Here is a 10,360-nt window from a genome sequence, read left to right on the forward strand (position 1 = left end):
TTTCAGTTAACTATAGCTTCCGCCTGTCATAATTGTGGGCCACTAAGGCTTAAAAGGATTCATTGGAGATGAAAAACAAGCATCATGAATGATAATTCATTGAGTAATATTTCAGTGCTTATTCAATAAACAGACTACACTTTTAATATACAGTGCCCCCGCCCTTCCCGGTTGTTCAGCCGCGAGGTTAATAAAATGAACACCTTAGGAGCCTTGGGAGCTAAACCTTCCGATACTGGCCGCTCAGCAATTTATGTTGATTTATGCAGCGCCAGCAATATGACATTTGATATTGAACACTTCCAGGGATGGTCCTTTCACTCAGTCAACAGTCTGGAAGCAGCGGAGGAGCAGCTGAAAGCCTCACCCTACATGGTCGGCGTTACCTGTTTTGACTGGTCAGAGCTCAGCAATAAAAATGCCCTGGTTCAGTTCTTTCAACAACACCATGAAATTGCCTGGATTGCGTTGATCAAGCCAGAGCAACTTACCGACGTAGATCTGCGCCGACTGCTGTTTGAGAACTTCTACGACTATTGCTCACTGCCGCTGGACGGCAATAAGGAGCACCTCTCTGTCATCATGGGACACGCCTATGGGTTGTACCACTTGCAGCACCTTGAGCAGGTTTCCCAGGAAGCCGACAACCAGTTTCAGATGGTCGGCTCCAGCTCTCAGATGCTCAGTATTTTCAATCTCATACGCAAGACAGCGCAAACGGACGCCGCTGTTCTGATCATGGGTGAGAGTGGAACGGGCAAGGAACTGATAGCCCGGGCCATCCATCAGCGCTCAAGCCGCAAGCAAGCCCCTTTCATCGCCGTAAACTGCGGCGCTCTGCCGGAGAGCCTGATTCAGTCGGAACTGTTCGGCTTCGAAAAAGGTGCCTTCACGGGTGCAAACCAACGCCGCCTTGGACGCATTGAAGCGGCTCAGGGAGGCTCGCTGTTTCTGGATGAAATCGGTGATTTGGCCAATAACCTTCAGGCACACCTGCTGCGCTTTCTGCAGGAAGGTACAATCGAGCGGCTTGGCTCCAACACCCCTCTGGAAATTGATGCCCGTGTGATTGCCGCAACCAATACAGATCTGGACGCAGCAGTGAGGGACGGGAGCTTTCGAGAAGACCTGTTCTACCGACTCAGTGTGCTGCAGATTCGCGTCCCCCCTTTAAGGGAAAGAGGCGAGGACAAGGAGTTACTGGCCCGGTTCTTTTTCCACAAGTTTGCCAGTGATCACGGCGGCCACCTCAAAGGCTTTACTCAAGAGGCTATAGAGGCAATTAACCGATACACCTGGCCCGGCAATGTGCGCGAGATGATTAACCGTATCCGCCGCAGCATGATCATGAGCGACAACCACCTGATCACCCCACAGGACCTTAACCTTGAAGCCTTCGCCAGCCACACCTCTGCCAGCGACTGTATGAAAACCCTCGACGAAGCACGTGCCGAGGCGGAAAAAGTGGTGATCGCCCATACCCTGGCGCAATGTCAGAACAACGTGTCCAAAGCGGCAAAGGCACTGGATGTTTCCCGCGTAACCCTCTATCGCATGATCGAAAAGCACCATTTGCACACCAAAACCGCCCATCATTGAGCAGCCGGCCACCTCTGGCCGCTGTTCATGGCGCGTTACATCCGCAGGCCATTACCTCCCCTCCAACAGGCTAGCAGTGTCACAAGCAATTGAACGTAAAGATATACGGATAAGTTGGCCTGAATCCTGCTGAATTCTCCGGGAGAGAGGGCTTTCCTATGAGACATCTACGCAAGGCATTTTCAACACACCGCTTGATTCGGTCCCAACCGGAGACCAACTCTGCCGATACGCCCCCTTCCGCCAGCTCAGCAACTGACCAGGACATCTATGAAGTGCCGACCGCCACGTCTTTGGGTGATACACACTGGCAGCGAAAACGGCCCTGGCATGCTGGTGGGACTAGTCCTGAAAGCAGTTTGGAAAGGCTTATTGCCTTATGGGACGAAACCGAAGAAACATATAGCAAAAAAGTCTAAAAATCCCACCCCGCCGCCAATTCCTAAAATGTGTAAACCATGGTTTACAACATGTTTATACATTGTCTCTAAAAGACTAACACTTTGTATTTTATTATCGAAAAACCTCCTGAAACTTTCATTTAATTAACACCTCAAATATAGAAGCTGTTAAATAAATGAAACACTCGATAATTACCTATCAAATATTTAACACAGCTTCAAAAAAGTGTCACCTATACATTTTCCACCCGCCTGATATTATCGCCACCAATTAATTTTGATCATATTTTAAACACATCTAGCTCATATCGAGTATTTGAAACTGAACACTTGTTCATAGTTCGTGTTCAGACCTGTTGCACAACTTGATCAGACGAAGAGTCTGTTAAGCCGCCACTACAAATACTTCGCTTGAGCATTACAGATTTGAGATCCTCTCCCGAAAAGGCACGACTGGAACAGTCACGCAAAGCCATGGGAGAGTCATCCTGGATGACTCTGGCCCGGCTACCGAAGGAGAATACTCACTGAGCCGAGACAGTGCCTGCTCGCATGAGGATCTTGCTGAACTTGATGATTCAGGAGACGAGCATGCTGCAGCAAAGACCTTCCGCGAAACCCTGCCTACTGGCACTGAGCATTCTGGCCACAACCCTGGCCCCCACGGTTCATGCGGCACCAGCTGCGTCCGCTCATGCCCAGACCAACCTGCCGCAGCAAGCCCGCGCTCAATCACAGAACCTGGTAGCCCTGCAAAAACGCTGGAGCAATTCAGGCCAGGGTAATGCGCAACTGTTAGGCAAACTGGTTCAGGAAGCTGACACTCGCCGTGAGACACTGCGTAGCTTGATGCAGCAGCACCCTGAAATCGTTCTGCAGTTAGCTATTCCTGCGCAAAAGCAGATGGCTATGCCAAAGCAGGTCATTGAAAAACTTGAGCAGCGCCTCAGCCTGCAGGGCCAGCTGGAGGTTTTTTATGAGGACAAGGAAGACGGTGGCCATCAACTCAAGCACTACCTGAAAACGCCCTTCGGCGAGCGTTTTGAACTCCATTTTGCCGGTAAACCCGGTCAGCTCAAACACGGCCAGGAAGTAGAGCTGGACGGGGTTCTCGTTGCCGGTGACGCCGAGAGTGCAACGGATGGTGATGTGGCACTGGAACCTGGTATGTTGATGCTGGCTGCTGATGGTGGCAGTACTGGCGGCAGCAACGGTGGCACCGCCGCCGACAGCGCGACCTTCGGCGCTCAATCCACACTGGTGATCAACGTCAATTTCAGCGACGACCGATCCGAGCCCTGGACACCGGAGCAGGCACGCAGCACCGTTTTCGACCAGGCCAGCGACTTTATCTACGAGAACTCCTTCGGCCAAACCTGGCTCACCGGCGATGTTACTCCCTGGCTCAACCTGCCGATCAATGGCGCCAGCTGCGATACTACCAGCATCGTCAATGCCGCGATGGACGCTGCCGCCAGCGCCGGGTATGACACCAGCCAGTACAACCGTTTGATCTTCGCCATGCCCAGCACTTCAACCTGCGGCTTTTCGGGCGTGGGCTCCGTCGGTGGCACCAACTCTACCATGATCATCAATGGCTCCATGTACTGGTTCACTGTTGCCCACGAAATGGGGCACAACCTGGGCCTGTATCACTCCCATGCGTTGGAGTGTGGCACTGACGTGCTGGGCAGTAACTGCTCCAGTGACGAATACGGTGATGGTGTGGATATCATGGGCCGAGTAAGCGGTCACTTCACTACATTCCAGAAAGAACGCCTGGGTTGGCTCGATAGCCGACATATCCAGACCGTAACCAGCAGCGGCCTGCATGAACTGGAACCCTACGCAGGCCTGCCGGGCAATGCGCCCAAGGCACTGAAAATTGCCAAAGGCACCGATGCCGCTTCCGGTGAGTCGGAGTGGTTCTATGTTGAATACCGTCAAGCTCACGGTTACGACTCTATTTTTGCCAGCAATGCCAATGTGCAAAATGGCGTTGTCGTTCACACCGGTATCAGCAACAAAGGCAACAGCAGCTACATGCTGGATATGACGCCCGGCAGCAAGTCTTCCAGCTATACCGACACGCGTGACCCGGCGTTGGAAGTTGGCCAACAGTTCACCGACCCCGATTCAGGCGTCACTCTGGCTACTGAATGGGTGGATGGCACCCTGGCTCAGGTCAACGTTCAGCTGGATGGCAGCCCAATCAGTTGCAACCCGGTGCAGCCAATTCTGGACATCACCCCGGGAACTACCGTCTGGACTCAATCAGGTGCTACCCATAGCTATACCCTGACGCTGACCAACCGTGACAGTTCAGCCTGCGCCAGCAGTCAGTATTCACTTGCAACCCAGGCCCCCAGTGGCTGGAGCAGCCAGCTTGGTAACACCTCTTTAAACCTGGCGCCGGGTGAAACACAAAGCCTGAGCTGGAGCCTTACCACGGCTGAGAGTGCAACCGATGGCTATTACACCCTGACAGCCAGCGCCACCTCTGGCAGCGTACAGGCACAGGACCAGGCAACTGTTGTCATCGACAACCCCGTTGCTAACACGGCACCGGTTGCACTGGGTGATTCTGCCAGCACAGCATTTGAACCCCCCGTCACCATTGATGTCTTGGCCAACGACAGTGATGTCGATGGCGACAGCCTGAGTGTCACCTCAGTGAACGCACTGAACGGCACGGCGCAAATCAATGGCGATAACAGCATTACCTTTACGCCAGCCCAGGGGTTCAGTGGCCTGACCAGCTTCAGCTATAGCATCAGTGATGGTCAGGGCGGCAGCGACAGTGCCAATTTGAGCATTCAGGTTGAGGCTGCACCTGAGCCCGAGCCGGTATCGAATGAAGCTCCGGTAGCGGTCAATGACAGTGCCAGCACCGAATTTGAAACAGCTGTTACCTTTTCTGTTCTTGGTAATGACTATGACCCTGAAGGCGGCAACCTGAGTATCACGGCAGCCGATGCAGCAACCGGCAATGTCCGCATCAATGCCGATGGAACCCTGACCTTTACCCCGGCAACCGGCTTCAGTGGCCAGACCAGCCTGAGCTACACCGTGCAAGACCCTGAGGGTGCCAGCGCAACCGCTACTGTCATCATTACCGTTGCAGAGCCGACCAGTGTCAACGAAGCGCCAGTGGCTATCGCCGACAGCGTTACCCTGAGTAGCAAACAGAGTGTACAGATTGCGGTGCTTGCCAACGATTACGACCCAGAGGGCAGTACGATTGAAGTCAGCGCATTTACCCAAGGCAATAAAGGCAGTGTCCGTCTGAACTCGGATGGCACCCTGGCCTACACCCCAGCCAAGTCGTTCAAACGTGATGACAGCTTCAGCTACACCATCAGTGACGGTGACAAGGCTGCAACAACAACCGTCAGCATCGTCTTGAGCAGTGACTCCAGCAGCGACGGCAGTACTGGTGGCCCGGGCAATGGCAAAGGTAAAAACAAGTAAGCATTGATATACAAAAAGCCGCGGCGGGTTTCCCCCACCGCGGCTTTTTTATGCTCCGATCAGGTTCGGAGATCAGGCTCTGTTACGGACAGAGCAGGTTATTGTTGTAACTATCCAGAATGCCGGCCAGCGTATTGGCTTCTTGTGCCACTGTAGCATTAGGCCCTTTGGCTTTCTTCAGATAGTCACCGGTACCATCAAAGCCGATGCTTACCAGCAGCGCTTCAGCGGCCAGTTTGGCATCCATCAGTGCCGGGCAAGTACCCGCACCTGCTTCAATGTTAAGCTGAACAGCCATCAGCTGAGCCGCCATACCGTAGGCTGCATCACCAGCTTTCTTACGACCGTCACCGACTTCAGCAGGGTTGGCAACATCCCGTTTATCCAGGATATCCACGCCCACGGCACAGTCTTCGATCAGCATTTCCGGATGCAGTGCTACCGGCAGGAATTCATCCAGAACATCATAGTATTCCGGATCGGTCAGCCAGCGGTCATACTGGTTGCCCTTGCCGTCACAGCTGGTCCAGTTTTTCCAGAAACCGATGGTGCGGGCATTACCCCCTGGAGGCGGTGTGTTGTCCACATTGAAGCTTTCGGTTTCAGCCACACTCAGTGTGAAGTTGGCACATTCACCGATGTAGTCTTCGCCTACGCTCAGTGAGTACCAGATCAACGGGCCATCATTACTGCTGCCGGTTACCAGCCAGCCAGGCTGAACATCCAGCTCACAGAAGGCGTAGTCGCCCGGAAGCAGCTTCGCCATGCCCTCGACATCGACACAGAGATCCGAGTTCACATCTACTTCACAGCTGAAGCTGGCATAGCCGGTCACCGGATCGGTGGTGGCGCTTGCAACAACGGTGCTGCCACTGCGGATCTGGAAGTCAAAGGCCGGGTAGACACCATTCGGCGCAACTCCAGAGACCGTTTTCAGTACATCGGCCATACCGCGTTTGGTATTTTCGAAGGTACAGGTTACGGTTTCACCCGGTTGCAGGCTGATGCTGCCCGGATCGCTGCCATCACTACAGTAGGCATCGGTCAGGTCCCAACCATCCGGTACGCTTTCAGACACTGAGTAGCCACCCGGTACCAGCGGAGCTGACATGTGCGGGTCGGTTTCATCGGCCAGTGAGAACGGATCAGCGTAGTCCGGCAGGAAGTCGAACAGCTGCGGATCCAGTGCCGGATCGGTCACCTTATCAACAATGATGTAACCACGTTTGGTGTTCTCAAACGTACAGGTTACGGTTTCACCGGCTTGCAGGCTGATGCTGCTCGGGTCGCTGCCATCACTGCAGTAGGCATCGGTCAGATCCCAGCCTTCCGGTACGCTTTCAGACACTGAGTAGCCACCCGGTACCAGCGGAGCTGACATGTGCGGGTCGGTTTCATCGGCCAGTGAGAACGGATCAGCGTAGTCCGGCAGGAAGTCGAACAGCTGCGGATCCAGTGCCGGATCAGTCACCTTGTCAACAATGATGTAACCACGCTTGGTGTTCTCAAACGTACAGGTTACGGTTTCACCGGCTTGCAGGCTGATGCTACCCGGGTCACTGCCATCACTACAGTAGGCATCGGTCTGATCCCAGCCTTCCGGTACATTCTCAGACACTGAATAGACACCGGCAGTCAGAGGTCCTGACATGTGCGGGTCGGTTTCATCGGCCAGTGAGAACGGATCAGCGTAGTCCGGCAGGAAGTCGAACAGCTGCGGATCCTGTGCCGGGTCGGTCACCTTATCGACGATGATAAAGCTGTGGCGGGTGTTCTCGAAGTAACACTCGACTGTTTCAGCGTTATCGATGCTGACACTGATGGAAGCGGTGTCAAAGTCGACCGTGGTTTCACCGAAGATTGCGGTATCGTCTTCACAGCGCAAGCCTGTCAGATCCCAGCCCGGAGGCACGATCTCGTTCAGGTTGTAGATACCTTCTTCAAGGCTCAGGAAGGTTGCCTGAGGTCCGGTGGTATCAACACCTTCAGACAGTGTCGCAATGCTGAACGGCGGCAGGCTGTCATCACCACTGACATAGTCAAAGCTGCCTATGTCACCAATGGTGGTTTTGTAGATGATCAGATTACCCGGCGCTGCCAGTTTGGTGTTGGTGAACGTACATTCAACCGTTTCACCCGCTGCCAGCTCGATATTGGCGGTAAAGCCACCTGTGGTGCTGTCGCCACTGGGGTCATTACAGCTGATATCGGTCAGGCTGAACAGGCTCAGCACCGGATCCACCTCGCTGACATCATAGCTGCCTGGGGACAGATCAAGGAAGGTATGGGATACGCTGTCACCCGACAGGGCTGCTGGCCCAAAGCTCCAGGATTCAGCATCCAGCAAGGCATCCAGACTGCCGACGCTGCTGTCGAAGTCAAAGTTACCGGCCAGATTCAGCGCGTTGTTGCCTTCCACCACCTTAGTGATGATAAGAGCAGCCAGGCGAGTGTTCTCGAAGGTACAGAAGAACTCGTAGTCTGCACTTTCCGGCAGGTTGACCGTAAAGGTACAGAAGCCGCCTTCGAGGTTATTGGTTTCGCCATCACTGACGCCTGTCAGTTCCCAGCCATCACGTGGCTGTTCGGTAATGGTGTATACACCTTCGAACAGATCCACCGGGAAGACGGCATCACCCGCTTCATTGGAGACTGCCAGTACACCACCGTCCAGTCCAGGACCGGTCAGCAGGAACTCGAAGCCTGCCGGACTTTCGCTTTCAGGTACAGTGACCTTGACTGCCTTGGCGCTGGCGGGTTCTGCTTCGTTGACGAAGTAGACATCACCACCACAAATCGGCAACAGGATACTGGCCTGCTGTTCGTCGTCCAGCACGAAACCATCACTGCCGCTCACTTCCACGACACGGTAGGTTTCATTCGGATCGAGGTTACCCAGGGTTACCTGGTTATTGAGCTCACCCGGGCCGAAGCCGATTTCCACATTATCAGCGACCAGCTCGTCTTCACCTTCCATTACCTTGTAGACATCGAAGTAGAAGCTGGCGCTTTCACCTTCGTCCAGCTCAAGGTCAATGGCTTTATGAATGGTCAGCTCAACCAACGGATAGTCGGCGAATGAAACGCTGGCATTTTTCTCGGCGGTATAGCCATTGGACGCCAGCAGGGTTGCGGTATCCGGCAGCTCGCCATTGCTGTCACGCGGCTCATCCAGGTAGATGGTTTTGACGAACTCGACATAGCCATTGCCACTTTGCTGCGAGGACTCCCAGGTCACCGGACCTGCGGTCATGCTGCCAAGTGTGTAGCCATCCGTGAAGCCGCCACTGCCATCAACAGAGTCAACCGAGAACATGTAGCCAAGACCGGTGATAGGCCCTTCCACATCGGTAATAACAGCGGTGGCATCCACCTCGTTACCACTGGGCTGAACATCTGCAGACGCAATCGCCTGAGTTTGACCCGGAACCTCGATTTCACCGATCTTATAAGTGGCGGTGGCCACGTCATTCAGACCGAATACAGACTCATCTACATCCGGGATGGTATGGGTCAGGATCTTGACGGTTTCCCCTGCCGGTACCAGCACATCAATCGCTGATGCGGTATCCAGCAGCACTTCACCACCGCCCAGATTACCGTAGATCATGTCTTCAATGCTGACATGTACATCCAGGTGAGCCGGGTTGGTCGCGTAGATATTGGTCACAATGGTGACCATGCCAGCTTCACCTGGCAAACGCTCCCACTCGATACGAATGGTAGTTTCTTCCGTCATCGGATCATCGCGTTCACAGCTGTTCTGGAAAGACAGTGAGGAAGGTGTCGCTTCTTTGGTCAGGTTCCAGATATACACGGTATCCTGCTGTGCGTTCATGTCCTTATCCAATTCCTGCGGCAGGATATCGGCAACGGGCAACTGAATACGTTTCTGACCGATGTTGGAGTTTTCGAAGTCTTCATTCCACAGGTTGGACTGCAGTGAGGAACCACTGAACTCGCTGGCCCCCAGAGACAGGCGCTGTGCATAGTCATATACACAGGTTTCGTCTGCCGCCATGGTGGCTTCGATACGACGATAAATGGTTTCATGCGCACCACCGGCACCATCACCGGGTGGCGTGATACTTACGGGGCCGGATACAACCGCGTTACAGCTACCATCCGAAAGAGATGCATTCAATGTCAGTGCAGTGATGTCATCCCACCCGGTGGTACTGGTGCTGTTTGGGGTGTAGTCCCCGGCGACGATGAAGTCGAACGTTTGTGCCCCGTTACCGTTGTGAAGTGTCACTCGGTGCGGCACATAGTCCAACTCGTTCCATTGTTTACCCAGGTTACCGGTTACATAGCCCTCATCGGTACAGGTAAAGGTTGTTTGATCATAGGTTGCGCCGGTTTCCAGACGACAGCCTTCCAAGGTAAAACCGATCTGCACCGGAAAAGCCGCTTGAGCACCCCAGGACATCAGCAGTGTCATTACTGCCAAGGGCAACCATAGCCACCTGCGCCAGGCATCGGTTTCAATTAGCTGGGACCACATGTCCCACCTCCTTCGGCTTGAGGCTTACGTTTTTAACCCCTTGCCGATTTGTTCCATCTCCTCGGTGTGTTCGGTGGCTGGCCAAGACTCCGGCGTACCGCTTTATGTGTGTAACCTTCAGCCCCCAACTGCTGTCCTGCTGATTGGCAGGAACTGCCAGCACACATCGACTTGATGGAGATAAGAGATTTGAGGCCAGGCCTCCCCCCTTACTGACCGGGCTGCGAGGTTCATTCCCTGCACAGCACGATCTGTTCTATCGCCAAAGCCGCTTGGTGTGCTGGTTAATACAAGGAACGTGCCAGACAATTAACCAATTGATATATAAAGAATATTTCTTTTAAAGGCAGGAAGTAGTGATGTGGAATATACGGTCTTTTTGACA

Annotated in this window: 3 protein-coding genes; 2 read left to right on the top strand and 1 reads right to left on the bottom strand. The window is 53.8% G+C overall.

All coding sequences use genetic code 11. The features are described 5' to 3' along the window. Nucleotides 1-195: 195 nt before the first annotated feature. Together BW956_RS02010 and BW956_RS02015 are read left to right on the top strand one after the other, a co-directional pair. Nucleotides 196-1,599 carry a sigma-54 dependent transcriptional regulator gene (locus tag BW956_RS02010; protein WP_276327815.1) on the top strand — a complete coding sequence of 468 codons (1,404 nt, stop codon included), beginning with the start codon at nt 196-198 and terminating at the stop codon, nt 1,597-1,599. A gap of 992 nt (nt 1,600-2,591) precedes the next feature. Beyond that, a complete protein-coding gene (locus tag BW956_RS02015) occupies nt 2,592-5,471 on the top strand; it encodes an Ig-like domain-containing protein (RefSeq protein WP_175611949.1) in 2,880 nt (959 codons plus the stop codon). An 82-nt stretch (nt 5,472-5,553) separates the two neighbouring features. Here BW956_RS02015 and BW956_RS02020 read toward each other — a convergent pair whose 3' ends face one another. Then, a complete protein-coding gene (locus BW956_RS02020) occupies nt 5,554-9,975 on the bottom strand; it encodes a prealbumin-like fold domain-containing protein (RefSeq protein ID WP_076460388.1) in 4,422 nt (1,473 codons plus the stop codon). Between the last annotated feature and the right edge of the window lie 385 nt (nt 9,976-10,360).

Source organism: Marinobacterium stanieri (assembly GCF_900155945.1).
In the GTDB taxonomy this organism is placed as follows: domain Bacteria; phylum Pseudomonadota; class Gammaproteobacteria; order Pseudomonadales; family Balneatricaceae; genus Marinobacterium; species Marinobacterium stanieri.

Excerpts from the sequence above, each read along its gene's own strand:
- BW956_RS02015 (WP_175611949.1), top strand. The coding sequence starts at position 2,592 with ATGCTGCAGCAAAGACCTTCCGCGAAACCCTGCCTACTGGCACTGAGC.
- BW956_RS02010 (WP_276327815.1), top strand. The coding sequence starts at position 196 with ATGAACACCTTAGGAGCCTTGGGAGCTAAACCTTCCGATACTGGCCGC.
- BW956_RS02020 (WP_076460388.1), bottom strand. The coding sequence starts at position 9,975 with ATGTGGTCCCAGCTAATTGAAACCGATGCCTGGCGCAGGTGGCTATGG.